The sequence below is a fragment of the Halobacillus sp. B23F22_5 genome (genome assembly GCF_043497085.1).
Classification (GTDB): Bacteria; Bacillota; Bacilli; order Bacillales; family Halobacillaceae; genus Thalassobacillus.
Genome location: NZ_JBIEKI010000002.1, coordinates 384,617 through 403,777, shown reverse-complemented (window position 1 = coordinate 403,777; position 19,161 = coordinate 384,617). Strand labels below are relative to the sequence as shown.

Genomic DNA, 19,161 nt, shown 5'->3' with positions numbered 1-19,161 from the left:
GGTTTGCCTTCAAATCCTCCGCACGTTACCTCACGGTAACGCACTATTTGTCAGCTAATGCTTACCGGCTGAATCGGTGCATTCGGGACTCTCACCCTGTAGCGCATGTGCTGCCACTCGCAAAAAAGAGACTGTCTCATTAACCGAGACAGTCTCTTAACTTCATTTCTGAGTCTTATCATACCATTTTCTTGCTTCCTTGACTTCTGCTTCGGTAAGTTGGTGTCCATATTTCTCCCAAAAGACTTCCACCGTAGCTCCGGCATTTTCGAACATCTCTTTCAGATCCTTTGTTTCTTCAGCAGGACAAATGGGATCGTTCTCCCCGGCTCCAATGAACAGCTGCTTGCCTGTCAAATCTGGAAGCTCCACATTTCTCCTTGGAACCATCGCATGAAAGAGCATCGCCCCTTTCAAACTGTTCTCGATGTGGAACAATAAGCTGCCCGCGATATTTGCTCCATTGGAATAGCCAGCAGCAATCACATGCTCACGATCAAACCCATAGGCTTCAGCTGCTTCATTTAAAAACTCATCCAATTCTTTCGTCCGGTTAATCAAATCTTCTTCGTCAAATACACCTTCACGCAATCGTTTGAAAAAACGTGGCATACCATTTTCAGATACATTTCCGCGGACAGAGAGGATCGATGCATCAGGATCGATCATATTCGCAATCGGCAAAAGATCTTGCTCGTTTCCTCCTGTACCATGTAGCAACAATAATACATTTTTATTATCCGATTTTCCTTCCTGGAAAATATGCTTCATCTTCATTCGTAAAACCTCCTCTTTAAGCTAACTATATTTGTAGTTTGCTATTCGTTTATCTCAGTATCAAGATAATGGTATCTCACATTCAAGATAACGTCAACTAAGACCGCTCAGCCTGCAACTTTTCCAGTTTAGGAATGAGCCACTGCAATACAAAAGGAAGAATCAAGACAATCATCAGCAGACGAATCATCTGTAAAGAGCTTACAATAGAAGGATCTCCTCCCGCTTCATCAGCAGTTAAAGCCATTTCGATAAGTCCCCCGGGAGCGATGCTGAGAATAGCAGTCGGTAATGACATGCTTGTCCACTGGCTAAGTAAAAATCCAAATCCGAAAGACATCCCTATCAATAACAAAGCGAGAACAAAGTAATACAAACAATACCGACCAGCTTTCACAAGGTCAGTGATAGACACAGAATTACCTAAGTATACGCCTAAGCTGAGCTGAGCTAAAATAAACAACATGGTCGGTAATTCTAATAAAGGGAGACCAAATGCCCGGCTGACCCCTGTAATAAGCATGGGAATGATGACCAAAGACGCGGGCACCCGCTTTTGTAATAAAGAACCAAGAACGAACGCAGCGATGTAGATACCCAGGGTATACCACTCACCCGGTGGAGTAGAAGTAGAAACTGGTACACCTTGCCCGGCCTCCCTGGCAAAAAATTGAGTGGCAGCAAACGGGATGACAAATAATATGGTGACCAAACGAATGGTTTGGATGATGGTGACAAGCACCGTATTCCCTTTAAGAGATTCACTCAATGCAAGCATAGCAGACAGACCGCCTGGCACACTGCCCAGCATACTTGTCTTGGCATCTATTTTAATCACCTTTGATAAAAAATAGGCATTCAAAAGACTGATTGCTATCAAAAGAAGTGTAAAAATAGTATAAGGAAATAAATAAGGAGTTACATTTATAAATGTATTCGCAGTAAATGTACTGCCAATTTGAATACCTAAAAAGCCAAAACTGATATTTCTCATTTTTAATGACGCATCAGTAGGCTGTTTGGTGGTAATTTTATAGAGAAGTAAAAAGGTTACTGGACCGAGGATCCATGGTAGAGGAAGCTGCAGAAGATGGAATGCAGCCCCGCCGATGGCTGCAATCAAAAAGGATATGGATATTTTTATAAACCGAAATTCATTCATGATAAAATCCCCTTCCGGATTATTTTATCATATCATTCATAACTTTTAGGAAGACAATCAAAAAAGGAATCTTTATAGTGAAAAGATTCCTTTTTTGATTGGATATAATTATTCCCAGCGTTTGCAATCTGCTTCTAAATCATCAAGGGTAGCCGGCGGTTTCTGCAGCTTGACAGGGCAGCATTGATTGTATTTTTTGATATCACGATTAATCTTTTTTACTCGGTTTATCTTTGTTTTATCATCCAGCCTTTCATTAATTATTTCGCTTTGTAACGCTCGGATAGCCTCCCTGACCCTCTGCTGAATTCTTACCCATTCCGGTCGGTAATTAGCATTTTTGACAATACTTGTGAAAACATCCCCTTTCAGTGAATCAGCTGGCAAAGGTTTCCCTTTTCCCGGTAAATCATCAAAGCCTCCTTCAGCTTCATGCTTCCTGACAATTTCACTCATCCAATCACGATAGATCTTTTCATCCTTGTCCTCTTTCAATTTTCTCCCCTTCCTGGAATGACAATTTCTTGATGCTTATGCTTCCACCACTATATTCTAGATACCGGATTCGAAAACCTTTCCCTTTCCTCAAGTAATGGTTCAATTATCACTTTCGCCGCAAAAGAAGTAATCACTGCCCCAATCAATATCATTTAACCAACATTTTCCTAAATAGAACAATTATTACTTTAATTTAGACCGTTTCACCTAATATTTACTGACTTTGTTTATAACCCTATCACTTGGGTAATGAAACTTAGGCTGGTAAATGCTCTCCCCTGTTTAAAAAATTATTATTTTTGATTGAGTGAAAGGAGAAGGATATGAAACAGGTAACTTCAGTTTTTTGGATTACGCTTGCAATTACTTTATTTTCTGTAGTTTGGGGCTCTATTGCTCCTACTAATTTGGAGAAGATCACAAGCAACATCCAGTCGTACATTTCTGTTCATTTTGGCTGGTATTATTTATTGATCGTTACCCTATTTGTAGTTTTCTGTTTATACATGATCGTAAGTCCTTATGGCAAAATGAAGCTTGGAAAACCGGAAGACAAACCGGACTATAGCTATCCAACCTGGTTTGCCATGTTATTCAGCGCCGGAATGGGAATCGGGCTGGTTTTTTATGGGGCAGCAGCACCTATCCAGCAGTACATCACGAATCCTCCTGTTGCTGAACCAGGCACACCCGAAGCCCTGGCTGATGCAATGCGGATTACCTTTTTCCATTATGGCATCCATGCCTGGGGGATCTACGCCATAGTCGCTCTGGTGTTAGCTTATTTTAAATTCCGCCGCGGGGCACCTGGATTGGTCAGTGCCACACTGGAACCAATCTTTGGAAATAAAATGAAAGGTCATTGGGGAACCTTTATCGATGTCATTGCAGTATTTGCCACCATTGTAGGGGTTGCGACCACCCTTGGTTTCGGAGCCGCTCAAATCAATGGGGGTATAACCTATCTGACTGGCATCGACAAGGGCTTCGGGATTCAATTACTGATTATCGCAGTCGTTACAGTTTTATTCATGATTTCGGCTTACACCGGAATAAGTAAAGGTATCAAGTATTTAAGTAATGCTAACATGGGGCTAGCCTTCACCTTATTCTTAATCATGCTCATCCTGGGTCCGACCTTATATATCATGAATATGCTTGTGGACTCTCTTGGAGCATATCTCCAATCTTTACCTAAAGAAAGTCTCCGGGTTGCTCCAAACAATGAAGAACAACAGACCTGGATCAAAGACTGGACAGTTTTCTTCTGGGCATGGTGGATTGCATGGTCCCCATTTGTTGGTATATTCATTGCCAGGGTTTCTAAAGGACGCTCTATCCGTGAGTTTCTCTCTGGTGTTTTAATTGTTCCATCGCTGGTAAGTTTTTTATGGTTTTCAGCGTTTGGAAGTTCCGCAATAGTCAAGCAGGATGCAGGTGTCGACCTGGCTGGCCTTGCACCAGAACAGATGCTGTTCGGTGTATTTGATCAATATCCTTTAAGTGTACTGTTATCCATTATCGCAATGCTGTTGATCGCAACCTTTTTTATTACGTCAGCTGACTCAGCAACTTTCGTGCTCGGGATGCAGACGACGAATGGTTCTTTGAATCCTCCTAAAGCTGTCAAATTTGCCTGGGGGATTGCCCAGTCCGCAACAGCCGCTGTACTGCTTTATACAGGGGGACTGCAAGCATTACAAAACGCCTTAATATCAGCCGCTTTCCCATTTTCAATCATCATGCTCTTAATGGTCTACTCCCTGTATAAAGCCTTGAGAGCAGACAAAGCAGAACTGGAACGTAAAAAAGAGGAGCACGATGAAAAAACAAAGACAGGGTAACAGAAACATAACGAATGAGCCGACAAAAGGGTGTCGGCTCATTCTTCTTTTGCTTCGCTAGGGTTGAAGTATACTATCCATATTCCTGGCTCGTGGATGGGAAAAGCCAGGTACAACAAAGAAAGGACGCGTTTTGAACGCGTCCTAAATACTTATGAAAAGCAGCTTACATGATTTTACGCAGCCGATAGAATTCATACAAGTTCTTTATTGTAACCTTCAAAACGGAGTATACTGGAATAGCAATCAGCATACCGATGAATCCATACACAGCAAAAGCCACTAATAAAAGCAGGATTATTGTCAGTGGATGGACAGATAAGCGGTTTCCGAGTACCACCGGGGCAACCAGATTCCCTTCCAACTGTTGAACTACGCCCAATGTGATTAAAACATACACTACCATCATCGGCTCCTGGGTCAAGGCTACAACGATCGCTGGCAGAACTCCAATCATTGGACCGAAAAACGGAACAACGGCTGTTAGAATTACAAATATACCTAATACCAGAGCATAATCAAGCCCAATAATTAAATAACCTATATACATCAGTATCCCATCAACCACAGCCACAGTAATCTGACCTATGATATAAGCGGCTAAAGTCTGATCAATATTCCTTAATATCTTCTTCCCTTCCCCCTCATGCTTTTCTGGAATGAACCTTAACATAAAGGGTACAAAGCGATGATCGTCTTTTAAAAAATAAAATAAAACGAATGGCACCAGGATAAGTACAGTGGCAGCACCAGTCAACGTGCCAAGAACTTCAGTGATATTGTCTCCGAGCTGCTTGACCATGTCTCCTGAAAAGCTGGCGGCTTTCTGTCTGAGGCTGCTGATTGAAATCATACCCATATCATTTTGCTCTATGGTTTGTTCTGTCTTCTCAGCTGTTTTTTTCAAATCCTGGGGCAAATTTTTTGTAAGTTTAGAAACCTGTTTCTGGATCGTTCCAGCTAACAATAAAGAAGCAGCATAAATAATACCCGCTATCCCTGCATATACCATTAGAATCGCTAGCCCTTTTGGGATATATTTGATCTTAGCTATCATATGAACAAATGGTTTCAGGATGTAGTAAAGGAATCCTGCTATCAATATTGGGTAAAAGATGCTGCCAATCATTGTTTTAATTGGTTCAAAAACATTGAGGATTTTTAATAAAAATACAATGATCAATATCAAGATAATAGCTGTACTATATTTAAAAAAAGGTTGCTTTGCCCACATCCGTATCTCTCCTTAGTCATCCCTGCTTATTTCTGTTATCTTATCTCCCATACCACTTAAAGGTTGCTTTCTAACATTTAACATACAAAACTCTATTCCTATATTAACCATGCGAGACTTTTTTATGGGTGGATATAAATACAGATCGTGACGATGAAAAAGAAATACCGACACTGCTTAGGCTATTTTAGCTTATAACTGAATGCATACATTTTCTGTTAACGGGGTATGGGTTAACGTGTACAAATACAAAGGAGGATGATGGAGATTATGGATAAAAAGCTCATTGGAGGCGTATTCTCTCACGTGGGAGACGCAGAACGAGCAATCAGAGATTTACAGAATCACGGTTACAGCGGTAATGACATTTCTGTCTTTGCCCAGGATAAAAATAAGGTGAATGTGCTGGAAGATGAAACAGATACCACCGTTACATCAAATAAAGGCGGCCGGGGTAAAAATGCCGGTAAAGGGGCCGGAATCGGAGCTGCTTCTGGCGGTATTCTTGGCGGCATCGCCGGTTTAATAACAGGGCTTGGTCTTTTGGCTATTCCAGGGATCGGGCAAATTGCAGCGGCTGGCCCGATTGCAGCAGCACTATCTGGTGCAGGCATCGGTGCCGGCGGCGGAGGAATCGTCGGAGCCATGGTAGGAGCTGGTATGCCAGAGGCAGAAGCCAAACAGTATGAACAATATTTAAAAGATGGAAAAACCATTGTACTGGTAGAAGCGAACGAAAAGAATGAAGAAAAAGTCTATCGTACATTTCTGACTAACAAGACAGAAAATAAATCAATGTATCCAAATAATATAGTAAATAATGAAACAAGCCATAGCAGAGACCCACTTGAAAATGTTGATATGTCACAAAGTGGAGACTCAGGTCCAGAGAGAAAAACCAGCTGGATTAATGAAAACTCGAAGAATACGACAGGGACAAGAAGCCGCAACAGACGATAAAACAATAAGAATTGCTAATAACAATTATTGTTGTTTAATATGATAGGATATCAATAGCCCAGAGTTGATCTCTGGGCTACCTTTATATACATCATTCTATTAAATCCTCACGGAAGATTTAACCTCATTTCTGTTCACGAACACGACGTGTCCGGAGTGTATGTGGCAATACAATGGGATGTCGGTGAGTTTACCTTCACTACCTCCTTATAAACACATAATACAAAATAATTGAGATAAGTTATTTGTAGATTCTTCAATGCTATCTTAACTAAAGTTATTATACTCTAGTTTACATCATATTATTTGTGGCTAATAATAGTTCCTTTATATAATCTTCCCCTCTCCATTTACACATAATATGTTATTATTGGAAATATAAGGGTTTAAATATTTTAAAAGGGAGTTGGGTCAGTGAAACTTTCAGAGATTATTGTAGAGAACTTCAGGGGGATAGGTGAACCAGTAAGGATAAAGATTGATGATATTATAGTATTGATTGGTAATAACAATGTAGGGAAAACCACCATTTTAAGTGCATACGAAGCTTTTGCCACTTCTTCATCTAAATTGGATATAAAAGATTTCTACCAAGAAAAGACGGATAACATTCCGATTATAACTGGAATATTTGAGGACGTTACAACAGAAGAAATCGCACAAAAATGGATTTATAATGATGGAGAGTTAAATTACAAAAACTGCATTAAAGTTCAATACCGTTGGACAACCCCAGGTGGAACAAGAGATAAATATTCCTATGATCCAGGATTAGATAAATTCACTAAAAATGGTACCGGGGGATTTGACTCTATATTAACAAGTAAGATTCCTACCCCTTTAAAAATCTCACCTCTTGATAATCCGACTGAATTAGAAAGTAAGATTTTATCAATTTTAACAGAAGCGATAAAATCTAATTTAAAAAAGGACGATTCTAACTTATTAACACTACTTAATCAAATCGAGGAGTTAGGCAAGAGTGTTAAAGAAGAAATTGAAGACGATATATTACAGTCCACAAATAAGATAGCAGAGGATCTTGCTAAAATATTCCCTGAATTTGATCACGTTGAATTGGACGTCAAATCAAGTACAATAGCACCTGAGAAACTTATAAATTCAGGTAGTTTTATAAGAATAGGAAGTAAAGAAGCTTCAGCAGATAGCACTACACATAAGGTACCACTATCCCACCATGGGACGGGATTACAAAGAACGTTTCTTTGGTCTGCTTTAAAAATGTTAGCTGAGACTGGAAGGCATAAAGTAGGGAAAAGTGCAATTGATTCATCTAAACCTAAAATACTTCTGATAGAGGAACCAGAAGCCTTCTTACACCCATCTGCTATTAGAGAGGCACGTGAAGCACTCTATTCTATCGCTGAATTAGAAAATTGGCAGGTTATGGGGACAACACACTCTCCTATGTTCATAGATCTGACAAAAGACCATACTACTATAATTCGTATTGAAAAAGAAGTAAGTGCTAATAGAACAGTTAAAACTTTTTCAACCGAAGCAGCGGGTTTTACACAAGATGATCGAGAAAACTTAAAAATGATGAACTTCAGTAATCCATATATAAACGAATTCTTTTTTGCAAAACAGAACCTCCTAGTTGAAGGTGAAACTGAATATTCTGTCGTTAGATCTTTAATTAAAGATGGAAAAGTTGAGTCCTCCTTACACATTTTAAACTGTCTTGGAAAATCTAACATAGTCACAGTATCTAAAATTCTTAACCATTTTTCAGTACCCTACTCAATACTTCACGATTCCGATAACCCAACCACTCTAAAAAAAGGGAAAAAGGTAAGAAATGGTGCATGGACAAACAATGAAAAGATCATTGATGAAGTAACGAAAGGAAAACAGAGAGGTTTAGAGATAAAAACATTTATTTCTATCCCAAATTTTGAAGGAGAGTTCTTAGATGGCATAAAAGGGAGTTCCAAACCTTATGAAGCGTGGAAATATTTTAAAGAGGAGAATTTTAATACTATTAGATTCTTAGACCTAATTCAGTACATTTTAAAAGAAGGTTCTGTTACCTCATGTGATAATGAATACGTTGATATGACATCTATTATTAAAAAGGTGAACCAACATATTATTGACAACGATTTGCAAGAACATGATTTATGGGATATGGAATATTATTACGCTAATAAATAATAAATCCTCCCTCACTCTTACAAGGGTGTATAATGACGGTGTCTGACCCCCACCGTACTAAAGCATTAGCGTAGTGGCGCACCGTCATTTTATTTTTTTATTTTGCTAGTAACACCAGCTATCTGCCCGTGAAATACTACTTGTAACAATATAGTTAAAATTGCAAAAAAGGTGGGTTTATTTTTAAAAGATAATGATTCTTCATTAGCGTTAGAAAGCTCAAAAAATAAAGGTACAAATGAAATTATGAAAGTTAAAGTTCCTGAAAAAATCAGGATAACAAGATATAATATTCTAATTAAATTATCAATGTATCTATCATAGAACTCTTCTACAAATGTAAGATCTATAAGTCCAATCTCCTTAAATGTTGAAAAAATAAATTGAGGTTTTTTTCTTAGAAATAAAACAAAACAACCAGACAATGTTGTAGAAACTATTATAAAAAGAGCAAAATAAACTACAATTCCTGTTAACGAATATGCCTTTGCATCAATCACGTTATCAATTAAAAATGCTCCAAAAAACGGCGCAATTACATACGATAGTAACAAAACCTGTGTAATTATAATTGCAACGAACACCTTCCCAATAAAACCTAAAATAATTTGAACAACTCTTTTATTAAAGGTATTTAGTGTGGTTACAGCAATAAAAATAATAGCTAATATATGATACAATAATTTATTTTCAATCTCCACTCCAAATAAGTAAAATATTACTAAACTCAGAATATATAATAGGATAATAAACAACAGACTAATTATTCTGTTTAGTAATTCAATTAAAGCATCCTTTTTATTTCTTATTTTTTTTATTTCTTTAGATATCTTCGGTATCATTTCTTTATTCACTCATTTAATTTTCATTATTTTTTATAGGAAACTAAGAATGACAGTATATAAAAAGTGCCTCTAATCTACAAAAAATGTCAAGCGGTAGGAAACACCAAGTTCAATTTGTTTTTCTCCGGCTTCTACTCTTTTTTATCCTATTCTCTTTTATGTAGATTAATAGAAAATAGAAGTAACTTTATCACTTATATAGTAGTTAATTTATTCTCTCATGCTTATTAAAAAATGTTCGTGCTAAGTAATTCTCAATATAATTTTTTACAAAACTATCTTTTAACAAATCATGTACTCTATGTGAAGACTTTCTATATGAGAAGTTTTTTTCATCGTTATACCTTTTATGGTGGCTTCTCATCCAGTCTTCAATATAGCTTTCAGCTGTTTCATACTCTAAAGGATCTACACTATATGTTGCGTTCTTACCTCCTACAATACCATTAAAACTTTGAATACTTGTTTCTTTACTAAGAATTTCGCTTGCCTTTTTTAGTGCTCTTCCCTCATTTTCCTTGACATATTTTATAACATCAACCCTCTTCATTACCATAAAACATACCTCCTTGATTATCTCCAATCAACATCTTCCTACTCTTATTAAAGGATATAGTAGTTTCTCTTAACCTTTTAAAATTCTTTAATTTTATTTCCTATATCAAAAAAGAACTATCTTTAAATATTCTAGTGTTTATTTATGTATATTTTAACATTTTATTGAAATTGAGTCTTCCATTACCCTCACCCTTTTGCGGATTATGTATAGAAATTCTCCTTTCAAAACACTTTATTTTCATGGCTTAAAAAAGTTTCACTAGCCAAAAAGTCGAATTTCTTAAAATGCAAAAAAATAAATTTGCTTATGAAAATGTCTTCGAATAAGAAAATTCAAGATACAATGTATTACGCAAAATAAATCAAAAGTGTAACCCATAACCATCGAAAACCCTTGTCAAAAAAGTGCCTGACCTGCACCTGAGTAACGCATTAACGCACCGGGGGTCAGACACTTTCTCATTAGAAGAATACCACGAATTATATGAATTATCGGGAAAATTTAACACCAAGAAGAGATTATGTTCATTAACACAATAATTCTATAATTACTATTTAAGTGACTTGCTTTAAATAGTTTTAGAACTTCCTGTAATTAAAATACATAAAAATGCTCCTTATTTTGCCGATATATTAAGTATATGGAAGTTGTATAATGTTCCCCACGATCATGGAATTGTCCACCCGGACCTGTAGGGTCAATCTGCTGTCAAAATATTTCGACCAATCGTTCGTAAGAAAAAATTTCATAAAAAGTGCCTGACCCCCAATGCGTTTATACGCTAAAGATTAGGGTCAGGCACTTTTTTATTTAATCAACTTTTTATTTCTTCACTAACCACAAGACAAATTCTACATGTGTCGACTGAATGTTTCAAAGCTACGTTATTTCCGTTTTATTTCCAACGGTTACCTATAAGGGATTCCATCAATCAAACAAATAACGGAGATATCCATACCCTTCTTCTTCCATTTTCTCCTTAGGGACGAATTTTAGCGCTGCAGAATTAATACAATACCTTAGGCCGCCTTTATCTCTCGGACCATCTTCAAATACATGCCCCAGATGGGAATCTCCTTCATGGCTTCGCACCTCGGTGCGGATCATACCGTGAGAAGTATCGGTATTTTCGGCAACTTGCTGTTTTTCAATAGGTTTAGTGAAGCTTGGCCATCCGCAGCCGGCATCGTATTTATCCGTAGAACTAAATAAGGGTTCCCCGGATACGATATCTACATAAATGCCCTCTTCCTCGTGATCGTTGTATTCATTCTGGAAAGGCGGTTCTGTGCCATTTTCCTGGGTGACAAAATACTGCATATCAGTCAGACGGTGCTTCAGTTCATCCTTGTCCTTTTTATAACTCCAGTTTTCTTTGATGAAATCAGCTCGGCCTGAGCCTTTTTTATAAAGGTTATAATGAAACGACTGTTTTTTATAGTAGTCCTGATGCGCTTCTTCAGCAGGGTAGAACGGTTTAGCTGGCAGTATTTTGGTCACAACCGGGTCTTTGAATTTGCCACTTTCCTCTAAATTCCGCTTACTGTTTTCAGCTATTTGCTTTTGTTCGTTGTCATGGTAAAATATGGCAGTTGTATAATGTTCCCCACGATCATGGAATTGTCCACCCGGATCTGTAGGGTCTATCTGCTGCCAAAATATTTCGACCAGTCGTTCGTAAGAAAAAATTTCAGGGTTATAAGTGATCTCTACCGCTTCCACATGCCCCGTATCCTTCGTAAAAACATCTTCATAGGTAGGATTTTCTGTATGGCCGCCGGTATATCCGGAAACCACCTTCTCTATACCCGGTCGTTCATCAAACGGCTCGACCATGCACCAGAAACAGCCACCAGCAAAGGTCGCTTTATTCAAATTCTGTTCAGACATATTTAAAACCTCCCGAGAGAAAGTATGTTCATAACACGTATTTCCCTCATTCTTTCCTTTTTAAGAAAAAAAATCAAGTCACATGCACAGCTCAAATATATAATTTGGGCTGTGATGTGCCTTGATTGGCACTAGAAGGTTTATGAGAACGTATCTCACCGGGAGACTCCTCGCGTCTCCTGTTGCTTTCCCGATTGCTGCTTACTCTTGATTCCATTCGTTCCGGTGATCTCCTAGAGCTTTCTGGCTGTGTTTCTGTTTCTTCATCAGGCTCCCGCATGATTTTCCATAGATTGATCAATGTCGGTATGTTTTTCATCATCGGTCCATATTGCTGGATCATAGGTGCAGCACTCTGGGCCATTTTCAGTACTTGCTGTGCGTTACCAAGCATGGAAGCAAAATCAGTACCGCCACCCTGGACGGCACCACCCACACCACGCGCTGCAGCACCTGCTCCTCTTTTAGCTAAAAGTTTGGATAGGAACCCTTGCTTTTGTGGCACTCCCCCGAACTGATTGCCAACTCCGAATTGATTCCCAAACGAACCGATTTGAAAAGGCGACTGCCCCCCAAATCCTGGCGGTCTTCCTCCCATCGGAGGTCTTGCCGGTGGAAACATAACTATCCCTCCGTACTCATTCTCTTGTCATAGGATAGTATATGTGAACCGACTAAGTTTGCATGGGCTTAAGCCTTTGTTACTTGATGTGGCAGTTGCCAATCAATCGGCGACTCCCCTATTTCCTCCAGGAAACGATTAGCTTTGGAAAATGGACGACTGCCAAAAAACCCTCGATAAGCGGATAATGGACTAGGATGTGGAGATTGAATTACAAAGTGACGGCCGCGCTCGACAAACGAAGCCTTTTTCTGCGCATGCTTTCCCCACAGCATGAATACTACAGGCTTTTCTCTTTGATTCAACGCCTCAATTACTTCATTGGTGAATGTTTCCCACCCTGCTCCCTGATGGGAATGTGCCTGGTGAGCCCTGACAGTCAGCACATTGTTTAATAATAATACCCCTTGCTCGGCCCACGGTTTTAAGTATCCATGATTGGGAATTTCAAACCCTACATCCGTTTCCAGCTCTTTATAGATGTTTTTTAAAGATGGCGGAACATCAACCCCCGGCTTTACTGAAAAACTGAATCCATGTGCTTGATCTGGACCGTGATATGGATCTTGTCCTAAAATGACTACTTTTGTATCTTGATAAGGTGTCGTGTGCAAAGCTTGATAGATCTCATGCATATCCGGATAAACGGTATGATGGTGGTATTCCTTTTTCAGAAATTCGCGAAGCTCCTGATAGTATGGTTTTTCAAACTCCTGCTCCAGCAGTGGAGCCCAATCGTTATGTAATATCTTCATATCCTCACCCTTCCTTTGCAACTCTATAAAAATAATAACAAAACCTATCAAATGAACAAAAAAATTCTCCAGGTAAATGTAACCTGGAGAATGGATAAGCTTTTCCGCTTAAAAAGTGTTTATTCTGATACTAAATCTGCTGTAATGATCAAACCTATAAAACCACTTAGAATTAAACCAAACAAAACACTGCTGAGCATGTTATCTTCCCCCTATTGAAAATATTCATGTAGCTACTTTAAGTATAAGATGAATACCTTCATAACAAACTTGGGGAATGTGGCAATTCTTTGAATCTTGTTGGGACAAGGGGAAATAATTCAGCACAATATTTCCCGGGCAAGCGCAAAAACAGACGCCTTTCGCATAATAGCGATCCATTAATTGACGCTATATAGCGAAATTAGTTGATATTTGCAAGTAGTTTGCTGGTTTTTGAAAATCAATTCGACAACTTTCCCGCTTCCGATCAAATCCGCATCTGGATGACGCTTAATTTCGATTATTTCCTCAATGGGAAATATTTTATAACCATCGAATGTGATCTCAAATATATTATCTTCTGCATTGATTCGTTTTTCCTGGCCTTCGGTAATCATCTTCCATTCCATTGAAAATGGTGTAGACATGGCGATACCTCCGCTCTCATTTACTTTTATCCTATTTAATTAGAACGAAAATTACAAGCATCTTAATGGTAGCGGCGGTAATTTTTTTCAGGAAGTTCGAATAACCGTGCTTCAAAAGGAAAGGAAACTCCATGTTTGGTGAGTATCTTTTTATTAGATTCAAACAGATAGCCGGATTTTTCATGCTTGTTTAAGGATGCATCTACCAGATGGATAATCGTCTGCAGCGCTATCGTCATTTCAATGATGTCTGCCTGATCCTTTACATCCAGGTCTGGCAAATGAAAAATATCGGTGTTTCCTAACTGTTGTAAATAAGAGGTAGAAAGAAAACATGGTAATACTTCTTGTTGAAACTGTCCCCATAGGCCATGTAACTCTTCCACCTGAGCTGTCGTTGGTGCATTAATAACTTTCATGTGGAACGCCCTCTCTGCTTCTAACATGTGCAATTAATAATATAACATGAGAGAAACATAGTTTTAAAAAGTAATTAATGGAATACAAACTGTACCGTTGAGCCTTCTGGACTTGGTGAAATATGGAGCTTCGCTTTAATTTCCTCTTTCAATTGGGGAACATGGGAAATGATCCCAAGCATTCGGTTACCGTCCTGCAGATCCTTTAAGCATCCAATCGCTTGCTCTAAAGATAAATCATCAAGCGTGCCGAAGCCTTCATCAATGAACAGTGTATCCAGTTGGACTCCTCCTGCATGAGCCTGAACGACATCAGCCATTCCTAAGGCAAGGCTCAGTGCTGCTTTGAATCCCTCACCGCCTGAAAGTGTACGGACAGAACGCTGCAGCCCTGTGTGATGATCCATAACTTCCAAATCAAGTCCACTCTGGGCACCACGCTTTGCGACCTGGTCACTTCTGATCAGCTGGTAGCGATGATCAGTCATTTGATCAAAGCGGATGTTTGCCTGCATCAGAATCTCATCTAAGAATGCAGATAGAACGTACCGTTCAAAGGATAAACGCAAATGATTTTCTCCCCTGGCTAGATCCGCAAGTTCACCAATGTCGTAATAATCGTTCATTAATTGCTCTTGCTCTTTATATAAGGAATCTACCGCTATTTGAACGTCCTGGATCATTTTAAGATGGAGCCCTGCTTCGTTTTTACGCGAAGCAAGTGCTTCTCTCACTTTCTCTTCCTGATCCAGCTTTGCTTGTAATATTTCTATTTCAGGTTCTTCCTTGTCTCTCAAGTGCGCTTCCAGTTCCGCTGTCTGCTCTTCAATCGTGACCAGCTTCTGCTTGTACTGTTCCAGTTTATGTTTTAATTCTTCCCATTCTGACTTAGGAAGCTTAACCGCCTGGTAGGCTTCTAAACTGGCAAACTGGTGCTTGCTTAGCTGTTCATCTAATTTCTCCTGCCATTTTGCGACAGTCTGCCTACTTTCTTCGGTATAATTAGTAAGCTCAGAAACTTCAACTTCCAGTTTTTGCAACTCCTCTTTTGTCTCTTCATACCGTTTTTTTATCTGTTCCCAGTTTGTTACAGCTTGTTGATAATTACGTTCCATGCGGGCAATACTTTCTTTCATTTGACTTAAACTGTCCAGGGTGGTGTCCATTCCTTCACTCAACTGTTCGATCCATGTTTCTGTTTTCACCATACTGTTCTCAAGCTGATTGTATTGTTCCTGCTCTGCTTCCAGTTCTTTTTGATAGGCTTCCAGCTGATTATCCAACCGCTTCGCTTTATCGTGTGCCGTAGCTATTTCTTTCAGTTTGGCCTCTATCTCCGCTATTTTCTGTTGATACATATCGATCGTTTCTGCCTGTTTTTGCTGTACTTTCTTAATGGTTTCGGCTTGGAGGTCGGGAACGTGCTCAGCCACTTCTTCATGAACCGCTACGAGTAGCTGTTTTTGTGATTGTCCTTCTGCTTTCAGTTGTATATTTTGCTCTTCCTCTTTCTTAACAGCTTCTTCAGCCTGCCGATACTTTTCTTGTAACTGCTCGACAACCTCCAACGATGAATTTCCCTGGCTGGAGGCTCCAGCCGGTGAAGGATGGTGTTCAGAACCGCATACAGGGCAAGGAGCTCCTGCTTCCAGGGAATGAGCTAACAGGAAAGCGTGCTGCTGATTCAATTCGTTTTGCTTTTCATCCAGCTGGTTTTTAATATGCTCTGCTTCCGAAACCTTTCTATCGTAGTGCCGCTTGAAATCCCGATACCTGTCTCGCATATTCAAGATGTCATCGTTGACCTTTACTAATTTTTCGATTCTATTTTGAATGGTTTTTTGTTCTTGAAAATCCTGTTTCCATAGATAATAAGCTTTATTCCATTCACTTTCCTGCTTAAGCAGCCCCTGAAGCTCTGTACTTTCCCGTTTGTTCGCTTCTACTGCCTGCTTCAGCTTTTGAATAGCTTGAGCTTTTATTTCCAACTTCTTTCCGGTCTTTTCTTTCTCTTCGTGAAGGACTTTCAGTTTGTTAAGCTTTTCCAGTTCCTCTTTTTTCCGTTTGATATCTTCCTTTAACCGCTCTAGCTCTGGCTCTTTTTCTGATTCTTGTTCATAAGTTTTTTGGAGCTTTGTGAACTGTTCGCGACTTTCAGCAAGATAAGTCCGCTTTTGTTCTAACTGAGCTTTCAAGCGTTCATAGTCCTGCTGGCGGCTCTTCCACTGCTCCTCGACCGGTACCACTTCCATTGCATTTTCTGCTTGGGAAAGTTTGTCTTTCACTTTTTCCATGTCCGGCTGTTGCTGCATTAATGCCTGTTTTTCTTCCTGGTATTTTTTTAACCTCGAAAAATCTTCCTGCAACTGCTTTGCCTGGTAAAATGATTCCTGCGTCTTTTTTAACTTCACGTTTTGTTTCGTTAATTGCTCCTCTACATGCTGGTGTGAATGTTGCGCCTGCTTTTCCTTTTGTTCCAGTAATGTCAGAATCTCTTTCGGGTCTTCTAACGTATCAACAACTTCTTCTTCCTCCCAGGCTACTTTATTTGTCTCCTGTTTGATTTTCCATTGATACTGGCTGATTTCTTCTTTTAATTGCCTGGAGTGCTGTTTAAGCTCCTCGGTGACTCTTTCGTAAAAATGGGTATGGAAAATGCGTTGGAGAATCTCTTCCCGTTCTTTACTGTTCTCTGAAATAAGCTTTCGGAATTCTCCTTGTGGAATCATGATCATTTTACGAAATTGCTCATAATCAAGGCTGATCATCTCTTCCAGGGTTTCATTCACTTCTTTTATACGAGAAGCTACTAATATTTCTTTATCTCCATCAAGGATGTACAATTCAGCTTTCGAAGGACCCTCGGTGAATCCCTCACCTCTCGCTTTTTTCTTCGGCTGTTTCGGTGTTCGGATAACACGATAGGTTTTCCCTCTCAATTCAAAAACAAATTCAACACTTGTCTGTTCATCCGGCTCAGCAAAATGACTGCGCAACGTATCCTGATCGCGATCGCTGCCGCTTGCTTTTCCGTACAATGCAAAACACATGGCATCAAATATCGTCGTTTTCCCAGCCCCAGTTGGACCAGTTACTAGAAATATCGATTCTTCCCCAAGCCTGCTGAAATCGATATGCTGTCGTCCACGATAAGGTCCGAATGCGGTAACTGTTAACGTAATAGCTTTCATGTCATTTCACCCGCTCTTCAGTCATTAATTTATTGATGACTTGTTCAATGTGCCTGCTCCGCTTTTCAGGGATAGCATCCCCTTTCATTTCTTCATAAAAGGAAGCAAATAAATCCGTATGAGACATTTCCTGACGTTCTTTGATTTTTGTGAGATCCTGCAGTTTTTTTTGCGACGAGAGCATATTCCGTTCGAGCCGCAATATATTTGGATACTTCCTGCGTAATTTTCCCATCGGATCCACTAACTGACCGTCATCCAGCAATTTTACATGAAGATAATTTTCGGGATGATCCGGTAATTCCAGATTCAAAAAGTCGTCCAGGTAGCCTTCTACGACTTCAAGGTCACGTCGAGGCTTAAGGGGAACTTGTCTGATTGTAGTATCTTCACCGGTCAGCTCTACAACCGTGACACCCTTTCGGTGACTCGCTTCAGAAAAAGAATACTTTAAAATGGACCCACTGTAACGAATATGCTCCGATCTTACCCGTTGCGGCTGGTGCAAGTGCCCTAATGCCACGTAAGCGAAGTCCTCGAACAGTTCCGCATCGACATACGGACTTCCACCTATCATCGATAACCTTTCCTCCGATTCCGTTTCCATTCCTCCGGCTAAAAAGGAATGACCGACCCACACATGGCGTTCTGACATATCATGATTGGATTTAATATGGTCAATCATCCGTTCTGCAGCCTGATGATGAGATTGGACGCTATCATCGTCAAAAAACTGTCTTACTTCCGCCGGTTCCAAATAAGGAACGAGATGAAAATGGACAGGGCCATGTTCGTCTGTTAGCGTGACAGGTTGAAATTCACCTTTTAATTTTGTATCTAAATATAATTGCTGAGACCGGAATAACTGACTGCCAAACTCCAGTCTGTCCGGACTATCATGGTTTCCCGAAATCGCTAACACCGGAATTTTCTTATCGATGACCAATTCCGTCAGGACATCATTTAACAATTCAACCGCTTCTCTCGGAGGTATCGAACGATCATATAAGTCACCCGCGATTATAATCGCATCCGGCTGCTCGTCATCTACTACCTTCAAAAATTCTTGCAAAATATAGCGCTGGTCCTCCGTCATATGTACACTGTTGACGATTTTGCCAAGATGCCAGTCTGCGGTATGTAATAGTTTCATAGAATAACCTCACTTTCATGCTTAAATACCATACATCCTGTTCTAATTATAAATCTATTATACACGAACATGGGTTCCGTTACGAACAACAGGGAAATGTTACCTGTTATTAAAATGAAAAACCGCACAACCATCCGGCTGCACGATTTCATTTCAACTATTCTTGTTCATCCATTTGATAGGAGTCCCATAACCGATCAAATACGCGAAGTGCTTCAGGGAATGGAGCATTCCATTCCAGATAGTCACTAACTTCATGATATGACGTAGCTTGCTTAGGAAAACTATGATCCTCAAACATCCAGTCTGCCAATTGTTTTTCGTGATCCTGCTGCTTATTACCCCTGAACCGCATCATATAATGGTAAAATGAACGCATCCAAAGCTCCCCCTTACTTCTTACAAACTATTGTATTAAGTTTTATCATGGTTTTTCGTTAAAATC

The 19,161-nt window shown here is 39.5% G+C and carries 17 protein-coding genes; 3 read left to right on the top strand and 14 right to left on the bottom strand.

Annotated features, from left to right (window positions below):
• Window positions 1-162: 162 nt before the first annotated feature.
• The 3 genes from ACGTN9_RS05440 to ACGTN9_RS05430 all read right to left on the bottom strand — a co-directional run bounded on the left by ACGTN9_RS05440 (window position 163) and on the right by ACGTN9_RS05430 (window position 2,434).
• Window positions 163-771, bottom strand: a complete 609-nt coding sequence (locus ACGTN9_RS05440; RefSeq protein ID WP_499591311.1) for an alpha/beta hydrolase — start codon at window positions 769-771, stop codon at window positions 163-165.
• A 103-nt stretch (window positions 772-874) separates the two neighbouring features.
• Window positions 875-1,939 (bottom strand): AbrB family transcriptional regulator, encoded by a 1,065-nt coding sequence (locus tag ACGTN9_RS05435; protein WP_499591267.1) that lies wholly within the window; start codon window positions 1,937-1,939, stop codon window positions 875-877.
• A gap of 108 nt (window positions 1,940-2,047) precedes the next feature.
• Complete coding sequence (locus ACGTN9_RS05430; protein WP_499591265.1) at window positions 2,048-2,434, bottom strand: DnaJ family domain-containing protein; 387 nt, start codon at window positions 2,432-2,434, stop codon at window positions 2,048-2,050.
• A gap of 326 nt (window positions 2,435-2,760) precedes the next feature.
• Here ACGTN9_RS05430 and ACGTN9_RS05425 point away from each other — a divergent pair, with 326 nt between their 5' ends.
• The gene (locus tag ACGTN9_RS05425; RefSeq protein ID WP_499591263.1) at window positions 2,761-4,281 is read left to right on the top strand and encodes a glycine betaine uptake BCCT transporter; all 1,521 of its coding nucleotides are present in this window, start codon (window positions 2,761-2,763) and stop codon (window positions 4,279-4,281) included.
• Window positions 4,282-4,447: 166 nt separating this feature from the next.
• On the opposite strand, the gene ACGTN9_RS05420 is transcribed toward ACGTN9_RS05425, so the two are convergent.
• Window positions 4,448-5,470, bottom strand: coding sequence for an AI-2E family transporter (locus ACGTN9_RS05420; RefSeq protein ID WP_499591261.1), 1,023 nt, complete (start codon window positions 5,468-5,470; stop codon window positions 4,448-4,450).
• A 315-nt stretch (window positions 5,471-5,785) separates the two neighbouring features.
• On the opposite strand from ACGTN9_RS05420, the gene ACGTN9_RS05415 reads away from it, so the two are divergent.
• Together ACGTN9_RS05415 and ACGTN9_RS05410 are read left to right on the top strand one after the other, a co-directional pair.
• Window positions 5,786-6,475, top strand: a complete 690-nt coding sequence (locus tag ACGTN9_RS05415; RefSeq protein ID WP_499591259.1) for a general stress protein — start codon at window positions 5,786-5,788, stop codon at window positions 6,473-6,475.
• 414 nt (window positions 6,476-6,889) lie between these two features.
• Entirely contained in the window at window positions 6,890-8,653 is a 1,764-nt protein-coding gene (locus tag ACGTN9_RS05410; RefSeq protein ID WP_499591257.1) for an ATP-dependent nuclease, read from the top strand.
• Between the two features lie 89 nt (window positions 8,654-8,742).
• Here ACGTN9_RS05410 and ACGTN9_RS05405 read toward each other — a convergent pair whose 3' ends face one another.
• From ACGTN9_RS05405 to ACGTN9_RS05360, 10 genes are all read right to left on the bottom strand, one after another.
• Window positions 8,743-9,507: a hypothetical protein gene (locus tag ACGTN9_RS05405; protein WP_499591255.1), complete on the bottom strand. Its 765-nt coding sequence runs from the start codon at window positions 9,505-9,507 to the stop codon at window positions 8,743-8,745.
• 196 nt (window positions 9,508-9,703) lie between these two features.
• Window positions 9,704-10,054 carry a topoisomerase gene (locus ACGTN9_RS05400; protein ID WP_499591253.1) on the bottom strand — a complete coding sequence of 117 codons (351 nt, stop codon included), beginning with the start codon at window positions 10,052-10,054 and terminating at the stop codon, window positions 9,704-9,706.
• 930 nt (window positions 10,055-10,984) lie between these two features.
• Window positions 10,985-11,947, bottom strand: coding sequence for a peptide-methionine (R)-S-oxide reductase MsrB (msrB, locus tag ACGTN9_RS05395; RefSeq protein WP_499591251.1), 963 nt, complete (start codon window positions 11,945-11,947; stop codon window positions 10,985-10,987).
• 91 nt (window positions 11,948-12,038) lie between these two features.
• Entirely contained in the window at window positions 12,039-12,569 is a 531-nt protein-coding gene (vrrA, locus tag ACGTN9_RS05390; protein ID WP_499591249.1) for a VrrA/YqfQ family protein, read from the bottom strand.
• A gap of 68 nt (window positions 12,570-12,637) precedes the next feature.
• Window positions 12,638-13,324: a uracil-DNA glycosylase gene (locus ACGTN9_RS05385; protein ID WP_499591248.1), complete on the bottom strand. Its 687-nt coding sequence runs from the start codon at window positions 13,322-13,324 to the stop codon at window positions 12,638-12,640.
• Window positions 13,325-13,704: 380 nt separating this feature from the next.
• Window positions 13,705-13,953, bottom strand: a complete 249-nt coding sequence (locus tag ACGTN9_RS05380; RefSeq protein WP_499591246.1) for a DUF2584 family protein — start codon at window positions 13,951-13,953, stop codon at window positions 13,705-13,707.
• A 62-nt stretch (window positions 13,954-14,015) separates the two neighbouring features.
• Window positions 14,016-14,372 (bottom strand): DUF5365 family protein, encoded by a 357-nt coding sequence (locus ACGTN9_RS05375; RefSeq protein ID WP_499591244.1) that lies wholly within the window; start codon window positions 14,370-14,372, stop codon window positions 14,016-14,018.
• Between the two features lie 74 nt (window positions 14,373-14,446).
• Window positions 14,447-17,563: an AAA family ATPase gene (locus ACGTN9_RS05370; RefSeq protein WP_499591242.1), complete on the bottom strand. Its 3,117-nt coding sequence runs from the start codon at window positions 17,561-17,563 to the stop codon at window positions 14,447-14,449.
• Window position 17,564: 1 nt separating this feature from the next.
• Window positions 17,565-18,716: an exonuclease SbcCD subunit D gene (locus ACGTN9_RS05365; RefSeq protein ID WP_499591240.1), complete on the bottom strand. Its 1,152-nt coding sequence runs from the start codon at window positions 18,714-18,716 to the stop codon at window positions 17,565-17,567.
• Between the two features lie 157 nt (window positions 18,717-18,873).
• Window positions 18,874-19,095, bottom strand: a complete 222-nt coding sequence (locus tag ACGTN9_RS05360) for a YozE family protein (protein ID WP_499591238.1) — start codon at window positions 19,093-19,095, stop codon at window positions 18,874-18,876.
• Window positions 19,096-19,161: the final 66 nt, after the last annotated feature.